General features: G+C 68.0%; 17 protein-coding genes. 6 read left to right on the top strand and 11 right to left on the bottom strand.

What is annotated here, in order from left to right:
• Window positions 1-73 precede the first annotated feature (73 nt).
• From tuf to OG202_RS29785, 5 genes are all read right to left on the bottom strand, one after another.
• Entirely contained in the window at window positions 74-1,267 is a 1,194-nt protein-coding gene (gene tuf, locus OG202_RS29805; RefSeq protein WP_037694088.1) for an elongation factor Tu, read from the bottom strand.
• Window positions 1,268-1,422: 155 nt separating this feature from the next.
• Entirely contained in the window at window positions 1,423-3,549 is a 2,127-nt protein-coding gene (gene fusA, locus OG202_RS29800; RefSeq protein ID WP_326578767.1) for an elongation factor G, read from the bottom strand.
• Window positions 3,550-3,588: 39 nt separating this feature from the next.
• On the bottom strand, window positions 3,589-4,059 hold the full coding sequence (gene rpsG / locus OG202_RS29795) for a 30S ribosomal protein S7 (RefSeq protein WP_005481264.1): 471 nt from the start codon (window positions 4,057-4,059) through the stop codon (window positions 3,589-3,591).
• Window positions 4,060-4,061: 2 nt separating this feature from the next.
• Window positions 4,062-4,433: a 30S ribosomal protein S12 gene (rpsL, locus tag OG202_RS29790; RefSeq protein WP_003948652.1), complete on the bottom strand. Its 372-nt coding sequence runs from the start codon at window positions 4,431-4,433 to the stop codon at window positions 4,062-4,064.
• Between the two features lie 289 nt (window positions 4,434-4,722).
• Entirely contained in the window at window positions 4,723-5,217 is a 495-nt protein-coding gene (locus OG202_RS29785; protein ID WP_326578830.1) for a DUF1707 and DUF4190 domain-containing protein, read from the bottom strand.
• A gap of 312 nt (window positions 5,218-5,529) precedes the next feature.
• On the opposite strand from OG202_RS29785, the gene OG202_RS29780 reads away from it, so the two are divergent.
• From OG202_RS29780 to OG202_RS29755, 6 genes are all read left to right on the top strand, one after another.
• Window positions 5,530-6,258 (top strand): Crp/Fnr family transcriptional regulator, encoded by a 729-nt coding sequence (locus OG202_RS29780; protein ID WP_326578832.1) that lies wholly within the window; start codon window positions 5,530-5,532, stop codon window positions 6,256-6,258.
• Window positions 6,259-6,404: 146 nt separating this feature from the next.
• Window positions 6,405-7,160 carry a hypothetical protein gene (locus OG202_RS29775; RefSeq protein WP_327728181.1) on the top strand — a complete coding sequence of 252 codons (756 nt, stop codon included), beginning with the start codon at window positions 6,405-6,407 and terminating at the stop codon, window positions 7,158-7,160.
• Complete coding sequence (locus OG202_RS29770; RefSeq protein WP_327728182.1) at window positions 7,157-9,301, top strand: hypothetical protein; 2,145 nt, start codon at window positions 7,157-7,159, stop codon at window positions 9,299-9,301. Before OG202_RS29775 ends, OG202_RS29770 begins: the two co-directional genes overlap by 4 nt.
• A gap of 56 nt (window positions 9,302-9,357) precedes the next feature.
• Complete coding sequence (locus tag OG202_RS29765; RefSeq protein WP_328223888.1) at window positions 9,358-10,332, top strand: hypothetical protein; 975 nt, start codon at window positions 9,358-9,360, stop codon at window positions 10,330-10,332.
• The gene (locus OG202_RS29760) at window positions 10,329-10,835 is read left to right on the top strand and encodes a Pycsar system effector family protein (protein WP_326578840.1); all 507 of its coding nucleotides are present in this window, start codon (window positions 10,329-10,331) and stop codon (window positions 10,833-10,835) included. The genes OG202_RS29765 and OG202_RS29760 overlap by 4 nt, the downstream gene beginning before the upstream one ends.
• A gap of 35 nt (window positions 10,836-10,870) precedes the next feature.
• Entirely contained in the window at window positions 10,871-11,878 is a 1,008-nt protein-coding gene (locus tag OG202_RS29755) for a M48 family metalloprotease (protein ID WP_328223887.1), read from the top strand.
• A 91-nt stretch (window positions 11,879-11,969) separates the two neighbouring features.
• Here the strand turns inward: OG202_RS29755 and OG202_RS29750 are convergent, their stop codons facing one another.
• From OG202_RS29750 to OG202_RS29725, 6 genes are all read right to left on the bottom strand, one after another.
• Window positions 11,970-15,869, bottom strand: a complete 3,900-nt coding sequence (locus OG202_RS29750; protein WP_046913803.1) for a DNA-directed RNA polymerase subunit beta' — start codon at window positions 15,867-15,869, stop codon at window positions 11,970-11,972.
• A 94-nt stretch (window positions 15,870-15,963) separates the two neighbouring features.
• The gene (gene rpoB, locus OG202_RS29745) at window positions 15,964-19,449 is read right to left on the bottom strand and encodes a DNA-directed RNA polymerase subunit beta (protein WP_326578845.1); all 3,486 of its coding nucleotides are present in this window, start codon (window positions 19,447-19,449) and stop codon (window positions 15,964-15,966) included.
• Between the two features lie 647 nt (window positions 19,450-20,096).
• A complete protein-coding gene (gene rplL, locus OG202_RS29740; protein WP_326578847.1) occupies window positions 20,097-20,480 on the bottom strand; it encodes a 50S ribosomal protein L7/L12 in 384 nt (127 codons plus the stop codon).
• A gap of 125 nt (window positions 20,481-20,605) precedes the next feature.
• The gene (gene rplJ, locus OG202_RS29735) at window positions 20,606-21,136 is read right to left on the bottom strand and encodes a 50S ribosomal protein L10 (RefSeq protein WP_326578849.1); all 531 of its coding nucleotides are present in this window, start codon (window positions 21,134-21,136) and stop codon (window positions 20,606-20,608) included.
• Between the two features lie 293 nt (window positions 21,137-21,429).
• Window positions 21,430-22,326, bottom strand: a complete 897-nt coding sequence (locus OG202_RS29730) for a hypothetical protein (RefSeq protein ID WP_327728185.1) — start codon at window positions 22,324-22,326, stop codon at window positions 21,430-21,432.
• Window positions 22,327-22,408: 82 nt separating this feature from the next.
• Entirely contained in the window at window positions 22,409-23,275 is an 867-nt protein-coding gene (locus tag OG202_RS29725; RefSeq protein WP_327728186.1) for a hypothetical protein, read from the bottom strand.
• Window positions 23,276-23,333: the final 58 nt, after the last annotated feature.

Genomic DNA, 23,333 nt, shown 5'->3' with positions numbered 1-23,333 from the left:
CGTAGACGGCGAAGAGGCCCGTACGACCGAAGTCGTACGGGCCTCCCCAGAGTCCTACCGGGTCAGCTCAAGATCACTTCGTGATCTTGATGACCTGGCCGGCGCCCACGGTCCGGCCACCCTCACGGATGGCGAACTTCAGGCCCTCTTCCATGGCGATGGGCTGAATGAGCTCAACCTTCATCTCCGTGTTGTCGCCGGGCATGACCATCTCGGTGCCCTCGGGGAGGGTCACCACGCCGGTCACGTCCGTCGTACGGAAGTAGAACTGCGGGCGGTAGTTGTTGAAGAACGGCGTGTGGCGGCCACCCTCGTCCTTGGACAGGATGTAGGCCTGGGCCTCGAACTCGGTGTGCGGCGTGACCGAACCGGGCTTGATGATGACCTGGCCGCGCTCGACGTCCTCGCGCTTGATGCCACGGAGGAGCAGACCGACGTTCTCACCGGCCTGGCCCTCGTCGAGCAGCTTGCGGAACATCTCGATGCCGGTGACCGTGGTGGTGGTCTTGTCCTGCTTGATACCGACGATGTCGACGGTCTCGTTGACCTTGAGGACACCACGCTCGATACGACCGGTGACGACGGTGCCACGACCGGTGATCGTGAAGACGTCCTCGATCGGCATCAGGAACGGCTTGTCGACGTCACGCTCGGGCTGCGGGATGTTCTCGTCGACGGCCTTCATCAGGTCGAGGACGGACTGGCCCCACTCCTTGTCGCCCTCAAGGGCCTTGAGCGCCGAGACCTTGACGACCGGCAGGTCGTCGCCCGGGAACTCGTACTCGGAGAGCAGCTCACGAACCTCGAGCTCGACGAGCTCCAGGATCTCCTCGTCGTCCACCATGTCGGCCTTGTTCAGGGCGACGACGATGTACGGAACGCCGACCTGGCGGGCCAGGAGCACGTGCTCCTTGGTCTGCGGCATCGGGCCGTCGGTGGCGGCGACAACGAGGATGGCGCCGTCCATCTGCGCCGCACCCGTGATCATGTTCTTGATGTAGTCCGCGTGACCGGGGCAGTCGACGTGGGCGTAGTGACGGGTCTCCGTCTGGTACTCGACGTGCGCGATCGAGATCGTGATACCGCGCTGACGCTCCTCGGGAGCCTTGTCGATCTGGTCGAACGCCGAGGCCTCGTTCAGGTCCGGGAACGCGTCGTGCAGCACCTTGGTAATGGCGGCCGTGAGGGTCGTCTTACCGTGGTCGATGTGACCGATGGTGCCGATGTTGACGTGCGGCTTAGTCCGCTCGAACTTCGCCTTCGCCACTGGGGTCCTCCTGGGAGTGGTTCTGGTACGCCTTACTTCATCGGCGCCAGGTGATCTTTGCTGGAAAGTCCGGGTCCTTGGGCAAACACCCGTGTTCGCGGGTGTTTGCCCCCTGAGGCTCCGGAGTCAAGCCTAAAGCGTGCGGACGCGGTGCGTTACTCGCCCTTGGCCTTCGCGATGATCTCCTCGGCGACGTTCCGCGGAACCTCGGCGTAGGAGTCGAACTGCATCGAGTAGCTTGCGCGACCCGAGGTCTTGCTGCGGAGGTCTCCGACGTAGCCGAACATCTCCGAGAGGGGCACGAGGCCCTTCACGACGCGGGCACCAGCCCGCTCCTCCATGGCCTGGATCTGACCACGGCGGGAGTTGATGTCGCCGATGACCTCACCCATGTAGTCCTCGGGCGTGGTGACCTCGACGGCCATCATCGGCTCAAGGAGCACGGGGGACGCCTTGCGCGCGGCCTCCTTGAAGGCCTGCGAACCGGCGATCTTGAAGGCGAGCTCGGAGGAGTCGACCTCGTGGTAGCCACCGTCGAGAAGAATGACGCGGACGCCCGTCATCTCGTAGCCCGCGAGGATGCCGAACTGCATGGCCTCCTGCGCACCGGCGTCCACCGAAGGGATGTACTCCTTCGGGATACGGCCACCGGTGACCTTGTTCACGAACTCGTACGAGGCGTCGCCGCCCTCGATCGGCTCGATCGCGATCTGCACCTTGGCGAACTGGCCGGTTCCACCAGTCTGCTTCTTGTGCGTGTAGTCGACGCGCTCGACGGCCTTACGGATCGTCTCACGGTAGGCGACCTGCGGCTTGCCGACGTTGGCCTCGACCTTGAACTCACGGCGCATACGGTCGACCAGCACCTCGAGGTGCAGCTCGCCCATACCACCGATGATGGTCTGGCCCGTCTCCTCGTCCGAGTGGACCTGGAAGGAGGGGTCCTCCTCCGCGAGACGCTGGATGGCGACACCCAGCTTCTCCTGGTCACCCTTGGACTTGGGCTCGATGGCGACCTGGATGACCGGCGCCGGGAAGTCCATGGACTCCAGGATCACCGGCTGCTTGTCGTCGCTCAGCGTCTCACCGGTGGTGGTCTGCTTGAGGCCCATGACGGCGACGATGTCGCCGGCGCCCACCGACTCGATCTCCTCACGCTTGTTCGCGTGCATACGGTAGATCTTGCCGATGCGCTCCTTCTTGCCCTTGACGGAGTTCAGCACGGCGGTGCCGGACTCCAGGCGACCGGAGTAGATCCGGACGAAGGTGAGCTTACCGAGGTGCGGGTCGCTCATGATCTTGAACGCCAGCGCCGACAGCGGCTCGTCGTCGGACGGCTTGCGCTTGACGACCAGCTCCGGGTCCTTCACGTCGTGGCCCTCGATGGCCTCGACGTCGAGCGGGGTCGGCAGGTAGCGCACGACCGCGTCGAGCAGGGGCTGGACGCCCTTGTTCTTGAACGCGGTGCCACAGAACACCGGGGTGACGGTGACGCCGTCGGACTTGCCGGACGCGATGGTGATGCGACGGATCGCGGCGTACAGCTGCTCCTCGGTGGGCTCCTGGCCCTCCAGGAACAGCTCCATGATCTCGTCGTCGTTCTCCGCGACGGCCTCGACCAGCTTGCCGCGGTACTCCTCGGCAGCCTCGGTGTGCGTGGCCGGGATGTCGACGACGTCGTACATCTCGCCCTTGGCGGCCTCGGCGGACCACACGAGCGCCTTCATGCGGACCAGGTCCACAACGCCCTTGAAGTCCATCTCGGCGCCGATCGGCAGCTGCATGACGAGCGGGACGGCGCCCAGGCGGCTGGAGATCATGTCCACACAGCGGTGGAACTCCGCGCCGGTACGGTCCAGCTTGTTCACGAAGCAGATGCGCGGCACGCCGTAGCGGTCGGCCTGACGCCACACCGTCTCGGACTGCGGCTCGACACCGGCGACACCGTCGAACACCGTGACGGCACCGTCGAGCACGCGGAGCGAACGCTCCACCTCGACCGTGAAGTCGACGTGACCCGGGGTGTCGATGATGTTGATCGTGTAGTCGTTGTCCTCGAGCGGCCAGTGACAGGTGGTGGCAGCAGAGGTGATCGTGATGCCACGCTCCTGCTCCTGCTCCATCCAGTCCATGGTGGCAGCGCCGTCGTGGACCTCACCGATCTTGTAGCTGACGCCGGTGTAGAAGAGGATCCGCTCGGTGGTGGTCGTCTTGCCCGCGTCGATGTGGGCCATGATCCCGATGTTGCGGACCCTGGCCAGGTCAAGTGAAGTGGTAGCCATAAGGCTTCGGTCTTCTCTCGGTCTCGATGGGGGTAGCGACTACCAGCGGTAGTGCGCGAAGGCCTTGTTGGACTCGGCCATCTTGTGGGTGTCCTCGCGCTTCTTCACAGCGGCACCGAGGCCGTTGGACGCGTCGAGAAGCTCGTTGAGCAGACGCTCGGTCATGGTCTTCTCGCGACGGGCGCGGGAGTAACCGACCAGCCAGCGCAGCGCGAGCGTGTTGGCACGACCGGGCTTGACCTCGATCGGAACCTGGTACGTCGCACCACCGACACGGCGGGACTTGACCTCGAGGGTCGGCTTGATGTTCTCCAGCGCGCGCTTCAGCGTGATGACCGGGTCGTTGCTGGTCTTCTCGCGCAGGCCCTCCATGGCGCCGTACACGATGCGCTCGGCGGTGGAGCGCTTGCCGTTCAGCAGCACCTTGTTGATCAGCGACGTGACAAGAGGAGAACCGTAGACCGGGTCGATGATGACCGGGCGCTTCGGGGCGGGGCCCTTACGAGGCATTCTTACTTCTCCTTCTTGGCGCCGTAGCGGCTGCGGGCCTGCTTGCGGTTCTTGACACCCTGGGTGTCAAGCGAACCGCGGATGATCTTGTAGCGAACACCGGGCAGGTCCTTCACACGGCCGCCGCGCACGAGCACGATGGAGTGCTCCTGCAGGTTGTGTCCCTCACCCGGAATGTAAGCGGTGACCTCGATCCCGCTGGTCAGACGCACACGCGCGACCTTACGCAGGGCCGAGTTCGGCTTCTTCGGGGTGGTCGTGAACACACGCGTGCAGACGCCGCGACGCTGGGGCGAACCCTCGAGTGCGGGCGTCTTGTTCTTCTCGACCTTGTCCTGCCGGCCCTTCCGGACCAGCTGCTGGATCGTAGGCACTACTTCTCCGGTTTCTGTGTGCCGAATGGTGAAGCTAACCTGGAACTTCCCCGACCCACGCGGTCGGGTGTGTCGAATACTGCAGACCCCCGCCGCGAGGCAGAAAGGGCGCAGATTGCGGTGGCTGCTTACGGCTCCCCCTGTGCGGTTGAAGGCACGCACGGGAGCCAGGGCACACCCCAGGCACAAGGTCTGAGCGTACCTACCTCATTCGCTACGGTCAAAACAAATGGGCGGGCGGGGGTTTAAGGGTGGACGTGTCCGCACCGACCGGCACTGCCGGCGGAGCTCAGATTCCGCTGCTCGACGACGTCCCCGCGATCATGATGAGCATCAGGAAGAAGGCCCAGCCCGCCACGGAGAGCCAGCCGAGGATGAGACCGGCCAGGGCGAAGCCCTCACCGCCCTCGCCCGTGCGCTTGATCTCGGCGCGGGCGGTGTGGCCGAGGATGACCGCCGGAATGCCGGTGAGCCCCAGCGTCATGGTGGTGAGGACACCGCACACCATCGACCCGACGGCCTTGCCGTTGGTGGGCGGCGGCAGCACCGGCGCCGGCATGAAGGTTCTCGGGACCATGGGGGCCATGTGTGCCGTGGCGGTCGGCTGCATCCCCGAGGGGCCCTGGGGCAGGTCGGCGACCAGAAGGGACAGCTCCCCCACGGTGCGCGCCTTGTAGGCCCTCTCCACGCGCCTCTCGTACTCGTCCTGCGGGAGGCGGCCCTCACTGAAGCCGGCCTTGAGTACATCGACGGCACGCTCACGGTCGGCATGCGCGGCCAGCATCGAAGGACTACTGCCCTGCGCCTGCTGCCACGGGATCGGCTGCCACGACGGGTTCGACACGAGAAACACTCCCCCGGACTGGTTGTTCCTCCATGATGCTCCAACGCCCGGCCCACGGCACGGGTTCCCCCGCCCCACTTCTGTCCCGGTTCTGCCACACCTGGCCGTCGCGCGTCGAGGACGGCCACTCCGACAGAACGGGCTCCGGCCACACCTGGCCGGTTGCGCCCCGTTGCCCACACGGTCGTCTCAAGTACGTTGACTGATTGCGGAGTCAGGGGCATCGGCACAGGTGAACGCGGGGGCGGCGGCATGACCGGGGGTACGGCCGGCAGACGTACACACGCGTGGGACGACGACGGTTTCGACGACCGCGTGCCCTTCCTCGCCCGGCTGGAGAAGGACGACCGCGTCTCCCTGCTGGCCGCCGGCCGCCCGCTGCGCTACCGGGCACGCAGCGTGATCATGCACCAGGACGAACCGTCCACCCACGTGGTGCTCCTTCTGCACGGCTGGACCAAGGTCACGGCCATCGCGGCCAACGGCTACGAGGCGTTGCTCGCCCTGCGCGGCCCCGGCGACATCATCGGCGAGGGCGCGGCGCTCAGCGGGCGGCACAGGGCGGCCACCGTGACGGCCCTGGAGGCGATCGAGGCGGTGGCCATCGACCAGGCCCGCTTCACCGCCTTCCTCGCCGGCAGCCCCCAGGTCTCCTTGCAGTTGCTGGGCCTGGCCACCGACCGTCAACGGTCGACCGACCGCCGTCGGCTGGAATGGGCCGCCCTCAGCGTGCGCGAACGCCTGGCCGTCCTGTTGCTCGAACTCATGCGCACCCATGGCAGCCGCACCGACGAAGGCATCGAACTGACGATCGGACTCAGCCAGCAGGAGTTCGCGGGTTCGGTGGGCTCCTCCCGCGAGGCCGTGGCCCGCCTGCTCAAGGAGCTGCGGACCAAGCAGGTCGTGGTCACCAGACGCCGCCGCATCGTCGTACTCCGCCCGGACGTCCTGCGCCGCATCACCGGCGAGCGTTCCGCCTGACGCTCTGTCTGTCTGTCTGTCTGTGCACACGGTCACAGTTCGTCCGTGTCATCGTTCCTCGGCCGCGCTCCCTCCACCCGCCATCGTGCTGCGTACCGGTTGAAACGGACCGCCTCGCGAGAGGCGTCCATCGGAAAGGGACAGACATGGCCGACCCCGTGTTCCGCACGATCCTCCTCTTCGACATCGAGCAGTTCGGCAGCCGCGACGACGTCGAACAGGCGTACCTGCGCCGGGTCCTGTACGACGTCGTGGACGCCACGGTGGCCGCCGCCGACGTGGACGAGACCGCCCGGCTGCGCGCCGACCGCGGTGACTCCGTCATGGAGCTCATCGACACCCGGGTCTCGGTACCGGCGCTGGTGAAGACCCTCCTGACCGAGACGCCCGCGCTCCTGCACAACAAGAACCGCCTGCTCGCGAGCAGCGCGCGGATGCGGGTGCGGATCGTGCTCGCCTCCGGCTACGTGGCCGTGGACGAACTCGACGGCTGGGTCGGCTCGGACCTCAACCACGCCGTGCGTCTGCTGAACGCCGACCCGCTGCGCGACGCCCTCAAGCGGTCCGACGCGGGCAGCGTCCTGTGCGTCTCCGACGCCGTCTACCAAGGGGTCGTACGCCACGGGCCGCTGGGGGTGCGCCCGGACGACTTCCACCGCGTGACCGTGGAGACGAAGGAGGGGCCGACGGTGGCCTGGCTGCACGGGGAGGCCGCGGCTACGGCCGCGGGGGGCGCCACGACCGCCGCGTCGGCGGACCCCGGCACCGCGCACACCCACCCCCACACCCACCCCCACACCCACCCCCAGACCCACATCGGCGGCGACCAGTACGGCGTGACCGGAGGCACCGTCCACGGCGACCTCAACTTCGGCCTGCCCGGCCGGGGTGGGCGGCGATGAGCCAGGACACGGCGGCCGGCCCGGCGAGGACCGCGGAGAAACCGAAGGACGAGGACGAGAGACAGGAGGAGTCGTCCCAGGCTCCGGAGCAGCGGCAGAAGGCCTGGGAGGCGCGACAGGACCTGGTCAAGCACGCGGCCCGCGCGTTCTCGTCCACCCTGGTCGACGGTGACCAGTTCGGGCAGACCGGCGGCGCCCACTACGGCGACAACGTCTTCCACCTCGGAGGCCGCGACAGGACCCTCCACCGGAACTCGGGACCGATCCCGCGGGAAGACGTCGCCGAGCTGACGGCCGTCTTCCGAAGCGGCCCCCACTTCGACGAGGCGCTCGCCCGGCTGCGCGCCGAGCGGGTCGTGATCCTGACCGGCGGACACGCCACGGGCCGCCGGTCCGCCGCGATGATGCTGCTGGCCCGGCTCGGTGTCGACCGGCTGCGCGACCTCGATCCGCACACCAGCCCCGCCGCCCTGCGCGAGGAGTTGGAGCACCCCGACGGATACGTCCTGTGCAACTGGGCCACCAGCCGTCACCGGCCCCTGCGGGCCCCCTTCCTGTCCGGCCTGCGTGAGCAGTTGGAGCGCGCCGACGGGCACCTGGTGATCACGGTCGAGCCGTCCGCGGTGCCGACGGACATCCCCTCGGTGCGGTGGGAGCCGCCCTTGACCGAGGAACTGCTGCACTCCCACGTCGTCCGGGCCGTGGGCGAGCAGCCCTGGCTCGAACTGAGCGGACTGCCGTACGTCAAGGAGTACCTCGAACGAGAGCATCCGCCGCACGAGACCGCCCGGTTCGCGGAGCGTCTGGTCGCGCTGCACCGGGGCGAGATCGACGAGCAGGCGCTGGCCGCCCATGGGGAGGCTGCCGCGTCGGCCCAGATCGAACGATGGCTCACCGGGGAGACGCCGGCCCTCCTCGACAAGTCGTTCCTCGTCTCGCTCGCCGTCTTCGACGACGCCCCCTACGCGGTGGCCGCCGAACTCGGCGACGGTCTCTTCAAGCTCCTGCAGAAGACCGAGGACCCTTCGGTCTGGCCGCGCGTCCCGGTCTTCGGAACCTCCCGTGCCGACCGGCTCCACCTCGCCCGTGCGCAGGGCTATGTCCAGACCGAAGCCACCGAGTGGGGTGTCGTCGGCCACTTCGTCGCCCGGTTCCAGGACGAGCGGATCGCCCGGCTCCTGCTGCACGAGGTGTGGAACCTCCACCCCTCGGCCCGACCGGCGCTCGTGAGCTGGATACGGCAGCTCGCCAAGGACAAGCGTCCGCTCGTGCGCACCCGGGCGGCCGGCGCCGCCGCGCTGCTCGCCCAGGCCGACTTCCCGTCCACCCTGGCCCATCTCATCGAGCCCTGGGCCGACTCGAACAGCTTCAACGCCTGGCTGACCGCCGCGAACGCCCTCACTCTGGCCGTGCTCCTGGAGGTGCCGCCGGCCTTCGACGTCCTGCACGGCTGGTGCACCGGCGATCACCACAGCCGCCGGTGGACCGCCATCCGCGCCTACGGCCTGCTGGGCACCGCCCACCACGAGATCACCCTGCGCACCCTGCTCGACGCCGTCCGCCGCCCCGTGGAGAACGACGACTCGGACGACGACGAGGACGAGAAGCAGCGGGAGAAGAAGAAGGAGAAGGCCAGGAAGGAGGAGGACAAGCAGTTCGCGGACGCCCTGGAACTCCTCCTCCTGACGGTGCAGAGCCCGGTGCTCCACGCCCTGGCCGAGCGTCTCGATCCCCACGGCCCGGCCCACGACCGCGCCGTCCGCTCCCACGCGCTGCGCGCCTTCGTCCAGGCCTGCGCCCAGTACGAGGAGAACGGCGACCGCCCGATCGTCCTCGACTGGTACGCCCGGGCCAGGGCGGCCGGTGAGAGGGCGGACGTCCGGCACCTGACCGCCTTCTGGACCACGGTGCTCGGCGACCACGAGCTGACCTCCCGGGCCCTGCGGGTGCTGCGCGGCTGGGTGCTCACGGCCGACCGGGACCGGGAGTCCGAGGTCGCGCTCACCTCCCTGCTCCCCGCGCTCGCGACGACCCCCGCCAACCACCAGCGCGTCACCCATCTCCTGCGCACCGTGCGCGACTTCGACGGCGACGAGCCGCCGGTGGCCACGCGCCTGCTCGCCCACGTCCCCGCCGCCTGACCTGCCCTCTGACCTGCCCTCTGACCTGCCCTCTGACCTGCCCGCTGGAGCAGCCCATGGAAGCCCCTGACACACGCCCCCGGCCCGACGAACCCGACTGGTTGGCGGAGGAGACCCTCCCGTCCCCGTCCGCCCCCTTCCCCGACCCCGTCCTCAGGGTCTGGGCGCTGCCCCGCCTCCGCCTCGGCGGCCGCCGCTTCGTCGGACGGATCGACCACGCCCTGGTCTGCGTGACCCGCAAGGGTTCGTACGAGACCTTCCTGCCCCCCGCCCGCCCCACCACCGTCCGCCGCTACGTCGCCCTGTACGAGGTGAACACCGAGGCCCACTCCTTCCGGCTGCGGGAACACCTGCCCAGTCAGGTCGACACCTTCGCCTTCGAGGCCCTCGCCGACATCACCTGGCGCGTCACGGACCCGGCCCGCTTCGTCACCAGCCAGGAACGGGACGTACCCGGCCTCCTCATCGGCGAACTCGTCCCGCTGATGCGCAGCGCGAGCCGCGACCACGCCATCGCCGAGAGCTCCCACGCCGAACAGGCCGTGCAGCGGGCGGTCGACGAAGCCGCACCGGTCGGCGGCCGCCAGGGCCTGCGGGCCACCGTCACGGTCCGCCTGCGGCGCGACGCCGCCGAACGCACGCACCAGGAGCGGCTGCGCACCGCGCGGCACGAGGCGGAGGCCGCCTCACCCGAGCACGCGGTCTCGATCCAGCGGCAGCGGCACGAGGCCCACGTCCGGGCGGAGCGGATCACGTTCTACGAGGACTGCCTGGCCAGGGGCGACACCGCGGCGCTGGCGCTCCATCTGACCGAGCACCCCGAGGACACCCGGCTCGTTCTGCAGCACCTCGGCGAGGAACGCGGGAAACTCATCGAGACCCAGCGCCACCTGATCGACCGGGTGCTCGACAAGGAAGGGCTGGAGAGCTACCAGCTCCAGGAGCCACGAGAGCTCACGGCCCAGTGGATGACGACCGTCCTGAGGTCCGGCACGACACCCGAGGACGAGACGCCAGGTGCCTCGGCATGAGCGCCGTACCCGCACAGGTGGTCGTCCAGGAGGTACAGGCGGGCGCGCGGTTGCTCGCCGACCTGCGCGCCGAGATCGCCCGCGCCGACACCAAGGCCTCCGTCCTGGCCGGGGCCCTCGGCATCATGGCCGGTCTGCCGGGCGGGCACCGCTGGAGCCCCGCCGCGCTCTCCCCCACCGCCACGATCCTGTGGTGGGCGGGCGCGACATCGCTGGTCACGGCGTTGTTCGCCCTGTTGCTGGCGGTGCTGCCCCGCTACCGCAGAAGCACCTGGGAGCCCGGTCGGCCCCTCACCTACTTCGGTGACATACGCCGCGCGGCCCGGGCCGGCGGGCTCGCCGCGGCCGTGGCGGAGACCGGCCGCGACCCCGCCCTCGGCCTCTTCCTGGCGCTGGCCGAGACGAGCCGCATCGTGGCCCGCAAACACCTCTGCATCAGGACGGGCCTGATCGCCTTCGGTTGCGCCGCGGTGCTGCTCCCCGCATCCGCGCTCATGACCTGAACCTCGCCCCCGTCCCGCTCGCGACAAGGAGCGCCATGTCCGTCCCGTACGAGTCCGAGCACCACCGCAAGCCTCCCGCCCCCGCCCCCGCCCACGCCCACGACGACCTCGCCTCCCGCGCGGGCCGCGTCCACATATCGGCCCGCCACCGGGGCGTGGACGCCACCACGCTCGGGCGCCTCGCGCTCCAGCTGCCGCTGGTGCTGACGAGCCTGGCCGTCGTCTTCGTCGTGTCGTACGCCGTCGACATCCTGTTCGGGCCCTCCTGGTGGATCCCGCTCGCCTGCTGGGTGGTCAGCGGCGCACTGGCCTTCCACCGCCCCTGCGAACGTCTCCTCGCCCGCCGGCTGTACCGGCTGCGCTACCCGACGCCCGAGGAGGACCGAAAGCTGAGGGCGGTGTGGCGCCGGGTGACCGCCCGGGCCGGTGTGGACGCGGACGCCTACCAGCTGTGGGTCGAGGACAGCACCGGCATCAACGCCATGGCGGCCGCGGGCCACATCGTCGGAGTCACCAGCCACTCGCTGAGGACGCTGACGCCCGGCCGGCTCGCCGGCGTGCTCGCGCACGAGTTGGGCCACCACGTGGGAGGGCACGCCTGGGCTTCGCTGCTCACGTTCTGGTACGCGCTGCCGGCCCGGATCGCCTGGCGGCTGCTGCGGTGGCTGGCCTCACGCGTCGACCGCGTCTCCGTGGGCGTCGCCGCCGTCGTGATCGGCGTCCTGGGCGCCGTCCTGTTCGCCCTGGCGACGGCCACGTACGGTCTGGTCTTCCTGCCGCTGGCCACGCCCTACCTCCTGGCGGCGGTCTCCCGGCGCGCGGAACTCCGCGCCGACGCGCACGCGGCCGGGCTCGGCTACGCCCAGCAGCTGATGGCCGTACTGAGCGAGGATCTCGGCCGCGAGGAGACCGCACGCGCCGGCGCCTCGGCCATCGGCGTCCGCTTCGACGAGGAGGGAGTGATCGCACGGCTCCTCGCCTCCCACCCCGACACGCACACCCGGCTCCACCACCTGCGGGTCCGCCTGGAGAGCGGGCGCTGACGGGCCCGGCCGACGGAACGCCCCGGGCAACGCCGAAGGGCGGCCACCCGAAGGTGACCGCCCCTCAACTCAAGCAACCACAGCCGCTCGCCTACTGGTTGTACGGACCGTAGTCGTAGTCCTCCAGCGGGACGGCCTGGCCGGAGCCCGTGCCGAACGGCGAGTAGTCGATGTCGTCGTAGCCGACGGCCGAGTACATCGCGGCCTTGGCCTCCTCGGTCGGCTCGACCCGGATGTTGCGGTAGCGGGACAGACCCGTACCGGCCGGGATGAGCTTACCGATGATGACGTTCTCCTTGAGGCCGATGAGGCTGTCGGACTTGGCGTTGATCGCCGCGTCCGTCAGGACTCGGGTCGTCTCCTGGAAGGAGGCGGCCGACAGCCAGGATTCCGTCGCCAGCGAGGCCTTGGTGATACCCATCAGCTGCGGACGACCGGAGGCCGGGTGACCGCCCTCCTGGACCACACGACGGTTCTCGGTCTCGAACTTCGAGCGCTCGACCAGCTCACCGGGCAGCAGCTCGGCGTCGCCGGACTCGATGATCGTCACGCGGCGGAGCATCTGCCGGATGATGATCTCGATGTGCTTGTCGTGGATCGACACACCCTGCGAGTTGTAGACCTTCTGGACCTCGCCGACCAGGTGGACCTGGACGGCACGCTGACCCAGGATGCGCAGCACGTCGTGCGGGTTGGTGGCACCCACGGTGAGCTTCTGGCCCACCTCGACGTGCTCGCCCTCGCTCACCAGCAGACGGGCACGCTTCGAGATCGGGAACGCCGTCTCGTCGCTGCCGTCGTCCGGCGTGATGACGATCTTCTTGGTCTTCTCGGTCTCTTCGATGCGGACGCGACCGGCCGCCTCGGAGATCGGGGCGACACCCTTCGGCGTACGGGCCTCGAAGAGCTCGACGACACGCGGCAGACCCTGCGTGATGTCGTCACCGGCCACACCACCGGTGTGGAAGGTACGCATCGTCAGCTGGGTACCGGGCTCACCGATGGACTGGGCGGCGATGATACCGACCGCCTCACCGATGTCGACCAGCTTGCCGGTGGCCAGGGAGCGGCCGTAGCACATGGCGCACGTGCCGACCTTGGACTCACAGGTCAGGATCGAGCGGGTCTTGACCTCCTCGACACCGTGGTGCACGAGCTGGTCGATGAGCACGTCGCCCAGGTCCACGTTGGCCGGCGCGATCACCTTGCCGTCGATGACGACGTCCTCGGCGAGCATGCGGGCGTAGACGCTGGTCTCGACGTCCTCGGCCTTGCGCAGGACCCCGGTCTCGTCCTTCGAGGCGATCCGCAGCTTCAGACCGCGCTCGGTGCCGCAGTCCTCCTCGCGGATGATGACGTCCTGCGAGACGTCCACCAGACGACGGGTCAGGTAACCCGAGTCGGCGGTACGCAGGGCGGTGTCCGCCAGACCCTTACGGGCACCGTGCGTGGAGATGAAGTACTCCAGCACGGACAGGCCCTCACGGAACGAGGCCTTGATCGGACGCGGGATGGTCTCGTTCTTCGCGTTCGACACCAGACCACGCATACCGGCGATCTGCCGCATCTGCATCATGTTTCCTCGGGCACCCGAGTCAACCATCATGAAGATGGGGTTGGTCTTGGGGAAGTTCGCGTTCATCGCCTCGGCGACCTCGTTGGTCGCCTTGGTCCAGATCGCGATGAGCTCCTGCGTGCGCTCTTCCTTGGTGATCAGACCGCGCTCGTACTGCTTCTGGACCTTCTCGTCCTGCGCCTCGTAGCCCTTGACGATCTCCTTCTTCGCCTCGGGAACGACGACGTCGGAGATGGCCACGGTGACACCGGAACGGGTCGCCCAGAAGAAGCCGGCCGCCTTCAGGTTGTCGAGCGTCGCCGCCACGATGACCTTGGGGTAGCGCTCGGCCAGGTCGTTGACGATCTCGGAGAGCTGCTTCTTGCCCACCGAGTAGTCGACGAACGGGTAGTCCTCGGGCAGCAGCTCGTTGAAGAGCGCACGGCCGAGCGTGGTCTTCAGACGGAAGCTGTCACCCTGCTGCCACTCGGGCTCGCCCTCCTCGCGCGCCGGCGGCATCCAGCCACGCGGCGGGATGGTGCCCACCGGGAAGCGGATGTCCACCTGGGACTGCAGCGCGAGCTCGCCGGCGTCGAACGCCATGATCGCCTCGGCCGTGGAGGCGAACGAACGCCCCTCGCCCTTGGTGTCACGGAGCTCGCCGTCGGTGGTGAGGAAGAACAGACCGAGGACCATGTCCTGGGTCGGCATCGTCACCGGACGGCCGTCGGCGGGCTTGAGGATGTTGTTCGAGGACAGCATCAGGATGCGGGCCTCGGCCTGCGCCTCCGCGGAGAGCGGCAGGTGGACGGCCATCTGGTCACCGTCGAAGTCCGCGTTGAACGCGGTGCAGACGAGCGGGTGGATCTGGATGGCCTTGCCCTCGACCAGCTGCGGCTCGAAGGCCTGGATGCCGAGGCGGTGCAGGGTGGGAGCACGGTTCAGCAGCACCGGGTGCTCGGCGATGACCTCTTCGAGGACGTCGTACACGACGGTGCGGCCGCGCTCCACCATGCGCTTGGCGCTCTTGATGTTCTGCGCGTGGTTGAGGTCCACGAGCCGCTTCATCACGAACGGCTTGAAGAGCTCCAGCGCCATCGCCTTCGGCAGACCGCACTGGTGCAGCTTCAGCTGCGGACCGACGACGATCACGGAACGCGCGGAGTAGTCCACACGCTTGCCGAGCAGGTTCTGACGGAATCGACCCTGCTTGCCCTTCAGCATGTCGCTGAGGGACTTCAGCGGGCGGTTGCCGGGACCGGTGACCGGGCGACCACGACGGCCGTTGTCGAACAGCGCGTCGACGGCCTCCTGGAGCATGCGCTTCTCGTTGTTCACGATGATCTCGGGCGCGCCGAGGTCGAGAAGCCGCTTCAGGCGGTTGTTCCGGTTGATCACACGGCGGTACAGGTCGTTCAGGTCGGAGGTCGCGAAGCGGCCACCGTCCAGCTGCACCATCGGGCGGAGGTCCGGCGGGATGACCGGCACGCAGTCGAGCACCATGCCCTTGGGGCTGTTGCTGGTCTGCAGGAACGCGGAGACGACCTTGAGGCGCTTGAGCGCACGGGTCTTCTTCTGGCCCTTGCCGGTGCGGATGATCTCGCGGAGGCGCTCGGCCTCCTCGTCCAGGTCGAAGGACTCCAGGCGCTTCTGCAGCGCCGCGGCACCCATCGAACCGTCGAAGTACGTGCCGAAGCGGTCACGCAGCTCGCGGTAGAGGAGCTCGTCGCCCTCCAGGTCCTGGACCTTGAGGTTCTTGAACCGGGTCCACACCTCGTCGAGACGGTCGATCTCGCGCTGCGTACGGTCGCGCAGCTGCTTCATCTCACGCTCGGCGCCCTCGCGCACCTTGCGGCGCACATCGGCCTTGGCACCCTCGGCCTCGAGCTCGGCCAGGTCGGTCTCGAGCTTCTTGGCGCGGGCCTCGAGGTCGGCGTCGCGACGGTTCTCGACCTGCTGACGCTCGACGGAGACGTGGGCCTCCAGCGACGGCAGGTCGCGGGTGCGGCGCTCCTCGTCGACGTACGTGATCATGTACGCCGCGAAGTAGATGACCTTCTCCAGGTCCTTCGGGGCGAGGTCGAGCAGGTAGCCCAGCCGCGACGGAACGCCCTTGAAGTACCAGATGTGGGTGACGGGAGCGGCAAGCTCGATGTGGCCCATCCGCTCACGGCGCACCTTGGCGCGCGTGACCTCGACGCCACAGCGCTCACAGATGATGCCCTTGAAGCGGACACGCTTGTACTTGCCGCAGTAGCACTCCCAGTCCCGGGTCGGACCGAAGATCTTCTCGCAGAAGAGTCCGTCCTTTTCGGGCTTGAGCGTGCGGTAGTTGATCGTCTCGGGCTTCTTGACCTCGCCGTGGCTCCACTGACGGATGTCGTCAGCGGTGGCCAGACCGATCCGGAGCTCGTCGAAGAAGTTGACGTCGAGCACTATGCGTCAATCCCTCTCAGGGTTGTAAGTCATGGGGTCTGATACGGGGGTCCTGGGGCCGGAGGCCTTCATGGCGAAGGCCTCCGAACTCCCGTCAGACCTCTTCGACGCTGCTCGGCTCACGCCGGGACAGGTCGATGCCAAGCTCCTCCGCAGCGCGGAAGACGTCCTCGTCGGTGTCGCGCATCTCGATGGACATGCCGTCCGAGGACAGCACCTCCACGTTGAGGCACAGGGACTGCATCTCCTTGATGAGCACCTTGAAGGACTCGGGGATGCCGGGCTCGGGAATGTTCTCGCCCTTGACGATGGCCTCGTAGACCTTCACGCGGCCGGTGACGTCGTCGGACTTGATGGTCAGCAGCTCCTGGAGGGCGTACGCGGCGCCATAAGCCTCCAGCGCCCACACCTCCATCTCACCGAAGCGCTGGCCACCGAACTGGGCCTTACCACCCAGCGGCTGCTGGGTGATCATCGAGTACGGGCCGGTCGACCGGGCGTGCAGCTTGTCGTCGACCAGGTGGTGGAGCTTGAGGATGTACATGTACCCGATCGAGATCGGGTCCGGGAACGGCTCACCGGAGCGGCCGTCGAACATCCTCGCCTTGCCGGTCGGCTGCACCATGCGCTCGCCGTCGCGGTTCGGGATGGTGTGCTGGAGCAGACCGGCGAGCTCGTCCTCACGGGCACCGTCGAAGACCGGGGTCGCGACGTTGGTGCCGGGGGCGACGGAGTCGGCGCCGATGACCTGCAGACGCTTCGCCCAGTCGTCGCCGAGACCGGAGACGTCCCAGCCGCGGCTGGCGAGCCAGCCGAGGTGGATCTCCAGAACCTGTCCCGGGTTCATTCGGGACGGCACACCGAGCGGGTTGAGGATGATGTCGACCGGGGTGCCGTCCTCCAGGAACGGCATGTCCTCGATCGGCAGGATCTTCGAGATGACACCCTTGTTGCCGTGCCGGCCGGCGAGCTTGTCACCGTCCGTGATCTTGCGCTTCTGCGCCACGTAGACACGAACCAGCTGGTTCACGCCCGGCGGCAGCTCGTCGCCCTCTTCACGGTCGAAGACGCGGACGCCGATGACCTTGCCGATCTCGCCGTGCGGCACCTTCAGCGAGGTGTCACGGACCTCACGGGCCTTCTCACCGAAGATCGCGCGCAGCAGACGCTCCTCGGGGGTCAGCTCGGTCTCACCCTTGGGCGTGACCTTGCCGACGAGGATGTCACCGGCGACGACCTCGGCACCGATGCGGATGATGCCGCGCTCGTCGAGGTCGGCGAGGACCTCCTCGGAGACGTTCGGGATGTCCCGGGTGATCTCCTCGGGGCCGAGCTTGGTGTCACGGGCGTCGACCTCGTGCTCCTCGATGTGGATCGAGGAGAGGACGTCGTCCTGCACGAGGCGCTGCGACAGGATGATCGCGTCCTCGTAGTTGTGACCCTCCCACGGCATGAACGCCACGAGCAGGTTCTTGCCCAGCGCCATCTCGCCGTTCTCGGTGGCCGGACCGTCGGCCAGGACCTGGCCCTCGATGATCCGGTCGCCCTCGTTGACGATGACCTTCTGGTTGACCGAGGTGCCCTGGTTGGAACGGGCGAACTTGGCCAGGCGGTACGTGATGTACGTGCCGTCGTCGTTGGCGGTGGTGATGTAGTCCGCGGAGACCTCCTGGACCACACCCGCCTTCTCGGCCTTGACCACGTCGCCGGCGTCGACGGCGGAGCGGTACTCCATGCCGGTGCCGACGAGCGGGGCCTCGCTCTTGATGAGCGGAACGGCCTGACGCATCATGTTCGCGCCCATGAGGGCACGGTTGGCGTCGTCGTGCTCGAGGAACGGGATCATGGCCGTCGCGACCGACACCATCTGGCGCGGCGAGACGTCCATGTAGTCCACGTCGTCACCGGGGACGTAGTCGACCTCGCCGCCACGACGGCGGACCAGGACGCGGTTCTCGGTGAAGCGCAGGTCGTCGTCGAGCGTGGCGTTGGCCTGCGCGATGACGAACCGGTCCTCTTCGTCGGCCGTCAGGTAGTCGACCTCGTCGGTGACGACACCGTCGGTGACCCGGCGGTACGGCGTCTCCACGAAACCGAACGCGTTGACGCGGCCGTAGGAGGCGAGCGAACCGATCAGACCGATGTTCGGGCCTTCGGGCGTCTCGATCGGGCACATACGGCCGTAGTGGGACGGGTGCACGTCACGGACCTCGAAGCCGGCCCGCTCACGGGAGAGACCACCCGGACCAAGGGCCGACAGACGGCGCTTGTGGGTGAGACCCGACAGCGGGTTGTTCTGGTCCATGAACTGCGACAGCTGGCTGGTGCCGAAGAACTCCTTGATGGAGGCGACGACCGGCCGGATGTTGATCAGGGTCTGGGGCGTGATCGCCTCGACGTCCTGGGTCGTCATGCGCTCGCGGACGACTCGCTCCATACGCGCCAGACCCGTACGGACCTGGTTCTGGATGAGCTCGCCGACGCTGCGCAGACGACGGTTGCCGAAGTGGTCGATGTCGTCGGTCTCGACGACGATCGTCTGGCCGTTGTCGGCGGCCGTCTCGGTCTCGCCCGCGTGCAGCTTCACCAGGTACTTGATCGTCGAGATGACGTCCTCGACGGTCAGGACGCCCGCGTCGAGCGGAGCCTCCGCACCCAGCTTCTTGTTGACCTTGTAGCGGCCGACCTTTGCGAGGTCGTAGCGCTTGGGGTTGAAGTACAGGTTCTCGAGGAGCGTCTGCGCGGCCTCACGCGTGGGGGGCTCGCCCGGACGCAGCTTGCGGTAGATGTCGAGCAGCGCGTCGTCCTGCCCCTGGGTGTGGTCCTTCTCCAGGGTGGCGCGCATGGACTCGTACTCGCCGAACTCCTCCAGGATCTGCTCGGTGGTCCAGCCGAGGGCCTTGAGGAGGACGGTCACGGACTGCTTGCGCTTGCGGTCGATACGCACACCGACCATGTCGCGCTTGTCGATCTCCATCTCCAGCCAGGCACCCCGGGACGGGATGATCTTGGCGGAGAAGATGTCCTTGTCGGACGTCTTGTCGATGGAGGAGTCGAAGTAGACACCGGGCGAACGGACCAGCTGCGACACCACGACACGCTCGGTGCCGTTGATGACGAACGTGCCCTTGTGGGTCATGAGCGGGAAGTCGCCCATGAAGACCGTCTGAGACTTGATCTCACCGGTCTCGTTGTTGGTGAACTCGGCCGTGACGAAGAGCGGGGCCGCGTACGTGAAGTCGCGGTCCTTGCACTCGTCGATGCTGTTCTTCGGCGGCTCGAAGCGGTGGTCGCGGAAGGTCAGCGACATCGACCCGGAGAAGTCCTCGATCGGGGAGATCTCCTCGAAGATCTCCTCCAGACCGGACTTGGTGGGGACGTCCTGTCCGTTCTCCAGAGCCTCCTCGACCCGACTCTGCCAGGCGGTGTTGCCGAGCAGCCAGTCGAAGCTCTCGGTCTGCAGCGCGAGCAGGTTGGGAACCTCGAGAGGCTCCTTGATCTTTGCAAAAGAGATGCGCAGCGGGGCAGTGCTGGCGGCGGGGTTCGTATTCGAGGTCGAGGCGTTGCGCGAGGCGGCCAAGAGGGGGTCCTTCCGAGGGCTCGGACTCACTACGCGCGTACCGGCCCCTCTTATGCGCAAAGAGAGCAGGCTGTTCCTGAACTGATCAAAAGGCCAGGTCGGGAATGGTCTGTTCGTCGATGCTCAAGCGAGGGCATGCCCCTGGTGACGGGCAGGGGACAGCTAACAGGCAGCGCAAAGGGTCAGTGTAGCCACTTGGCACACTGATGTCCAGTTCGGGTTTCTCGAGACCCTCGTTGTTCTCGACACCTACGCAAGCCCACGCCCTCAATGCACGTTGATACTGCCCTCTTCGCCGTCGATCCATGCCTCGGAGTTCGGATCGGTGTGACGACGCGTCCTGAGAATTGCGCGCTGCGTGCAGTTCGTCAAGGCCCCTCATGCCCGATCCCTGTGCCGCGATCGTCACTCGCGGTTCGTCACCCGGGGTGTTCGGAGGCACGACGAAGATCACCATACTCGTCGCCACCGACAGTGCAAGGCAGCCGTCGCTCGACGTCCCCGAACGCCGAAAGGCGACCACCCAGTTGGGTGATCGCCCTTCGGTACGTTCGCGTTACAGCCTCGAACGAGATTTTGACACTCGTCCCGGAACTGTCTCGCACGGATCCTCACGGATCCAGGGGAGCTGGCGGACCAGCGAGGCCTTACTTGACCTCGACGGAGGCGCCGGCGGCCTTGAGGGATTCGGCAGCCTTCTCGGCGGCCTCCTTGGCGACCTTCTCGACGACGGGCTTCGGGGCGCCGTCCACGAGGTCCTTGGCCTCCTTCAGACCCAGGGAGGTCAGCTCACGCACGACCTTGATGACCTGGATCTTCTTGTCGCCGGCACCCGTGAGGATGACGTCGAACTCGTCCTGCTCGGCCTCGGCCTCGGCCGGGGCGCCAGCGGCGGCCGGGCCGGCGACGGCGACGGCCGCGGCGGCGGTGACGTCGAACTTCTCCTCGAACGCCTTCACGAACTCGGAGAGCTCGATGAGGGTCATCTCCTCGAACTGCGCGAGCAGGTCTTCCTGGCTGAGCTTCGCCATGGTGGGCGATCCTTCCACTAATTCGGCTGGTGCCGGTAGGTACATGTCTGGCGGGCGTACGTTCGGCCCGCTACGACCGCTTCCGGAGGCGGCAGCCTCAGGCGGCGATCATTTCGCGAGCCGAGTTACTCGGCACCGCCCTGCTCGTCCTGCTTGGCGCGAAGGGCGTCCACGGTGCGGACGAGCTTCGAGGGAAGCGCCTGGAAGAGCTGCGCAGTCTGGGACTGCTTGCCCTTGAAGGCACCCGCCAGCTTGGAGAGCAGAACCTCGCGGGACTCGAGGTCCGCAAGCTTCTTGATCTCGTCGGCGGACAGCGCCTTGCCGTCAAGGACACCGCCCTTGATGACGAGGTTCGGGTTGTCCTTGGCGAAGTCACGAAGACCCTTCGCCGACTCCACCGGGTCACCGGTGACGAAGGCGACCGCCGTCGGACCGTTGAACAGGTCGTCGAGCGTCGTGATCCCGGCCTCGTTGGCCGCAATCTTGGTCAGCGTGTTCTTCACCACGGCGTACTGGGCGTTCTCACCGAGCGAACGACGCAGCGTCTTGAGCTGCGCCACGGTGAGACCCCGGTACTCGGTCAGCACGGCAGCGTTCGAGCTACGGAACTGCTCCGTGAGCTCGGCCACCGCGGCAGCCTTGTCGGGCCTTGCCATAGAGCGTCGGCCTCCTTCCGGGTGATGAGGACCGCTCAGAAGGGGCTGGGACAAACGAAACGCCCCGGCGCAGGCGCTCGGGGCGTAGCTCGACCGGACGAATCCCGTACGACGACGGAACCGGACCAGGAGCAACTTCCACAGTCACCTGCGCGGGTCGTCCGCAGTTCAGCGGATCCTTCGGCCACCGCGCCCTCTCACGAGCACACGGCAACGACCAGCGGTCTTTGGCTTCTCCGGAAGAGTACGGGACCGCATCCCCGTCGGGCAAATCCGGTCCCGGGGGCCGCCACTCAGCCCTCTTCGGCCCCGTCCACCAGCTCCGCGACGTCCATGGTGTCCTCGGCCGCCGGGGTCTCGACGGTCACCGGCCGGTCGACCTCCAGGAGGGTGACGGTCAGGTCGAGCGGGCCTCCGTCGACCATGCGGCCCTCCTTCAGGGCATAGGTCTCGCCCTGTACGCGGTACCGCTTGGCGCGGCCGTCGCCGTCGACCCACAGGTCCACGGTGAGGGTGCCCTTCACGCCCAGCACCGCGAACTGGTCGAGGCTGGTGGTCAGCAGCTCCCGGGTCGCCTTGTCCTCGGCGGCCGTCTGGGCGGCTCGCAGGCCCTTCGTCGTGACCGTTCCCCGGTAGTGCGTGGTCCCGGTGCCGTCGACCGTCCCGGCACCGACCTTCCGCACGTCCTTCGCGCCTGCCAGGAGCGTGGACTGCGGGAGCGGGCTCGCCTCCAGCGGGCGGGGCAGGACACGGTAGGTGTTGTTGTCGGCCGCGCCACGGCCCCACACGGCCGGCTCCGCACTGAGCCATTCCTTGTCCCCCGCGACACCGATGGCCGCGGTGTCGCCCCCGGCGTACAGCACCCCCTCGGCGAACCGCACCGTCAGGGGCTTGCCCTCGCTCTCGCCCAACCCGGTCAGCTCCATGTCCAGGGCGGACGGCCGCACGGTCATGGACGCCTCGGCCCGCACCTTCCCGTGCTGCGGCAGGGTCCCGCTCACCCGGTAGCTCAGCGACTCCACCTCCGTCGTCCACTCCGCGGCCCGGACCACGGCCTCGGCGGGCGTCAACGACACCGCCCCTGCCCCCGACTCCGTGCCGCAGGCGGTGGCACCGCCGAGCAGCCCGGCCACGACGGCGATGCCGACGGCTCTGCGACGACGTACGGAGCCGTGTGCGGCAAACCTCATGTGTCCCCCTGGAACCTCACGCCCCACCCCTGTGGGAACGGCAAGGACACTAGCGCCGCCCGGTCGCGGCCGTCGCCCGTTTTCAGCTCGTCGGCAGGGAGTTCATCAGGTCCTTGAAGTCGACGGTCCGGTCGGCCGGCGGCTCCTCGGTGGAGACGTCGACGCCGTAGTCGCTGTAGTGGACCGTGGAGTTCACCACCCCGTTCGCGGTGTCACCCTTCTCGACCTTCTTGACCAACAGGTCGTCGTCGTCGATCCAGAGGTCGATGTCCACGGTGGTGATGCCGGACGCCTTGAGCTGTTCCTCCAGCTCGGCCCGCGCCTCCTCGCCGAGGCGGGCGTTCCGCTCCTGGACGTCGGCGACCTTCACCGTGCCCGCGTAGTGCGTGGTCCGCTCCCCCCGTACGTCCTCCTCGCCGACCTTCTCGACGTCGCCGGAGGCCAGCAGGAGGCGTACGGACTGGTTCGGCGTGACGCTCTTGAAGTACTCCTGCACATAGGCGCCGGAGGCCCCGCCGATCATCTCGTCCATGTCCTCGTACGCGTACCTGATCCACCGCTTGCCGCCGTACTGCCGGGCGAAGAGGTCGCCCATGTCCGCGTAGTAGGCGTCGGGGAGATAGCGGGCCTGCATCGAGGTGACGCCCAGCCGGCTCATCTGGTCGGCCGCCTGGCCGCCGGTGTAGGTGATGGTCATGGTGCCGTTGAGACCGTCGGCCCAGTCGATCTCGCCGTCGGCCTCGATGGACATCAGGTCACCCATGTCCCCGGTGGACTCGATCCTGGACGAGTCGGCGTCGCCGGTGGACCTGTCCGCGAGCTTCAGCGCCGCGATCAGGTCGCCCCCGCCCTCGCCCGGGTCCGAGGACCCGCAGGCGGCCACCCCCGTCAGGGCGGCGACCACCGCGAACGACAGGACCGTACGGCGACACCCGGTCGTGCTGGTCATCCGTCCCCACCCCCAGGGAGATTGCCGTGCTCCGCACACCAGGGCAGCACACCCGCGC

Source organism: Streptomyces sp. NBC_00310, assembly GCF_036208085.1.
Lineage (GTDB): Bacteria > Actinomycetota > Actinomycetes > Streptomycetales > Streptomycetaceae > Streptomyces.
The sequence above is the reverse complement of the archived record's forward strand: the minus strand, read 5'-3'. Positions and strand labels throughout refer to the sequence as shown.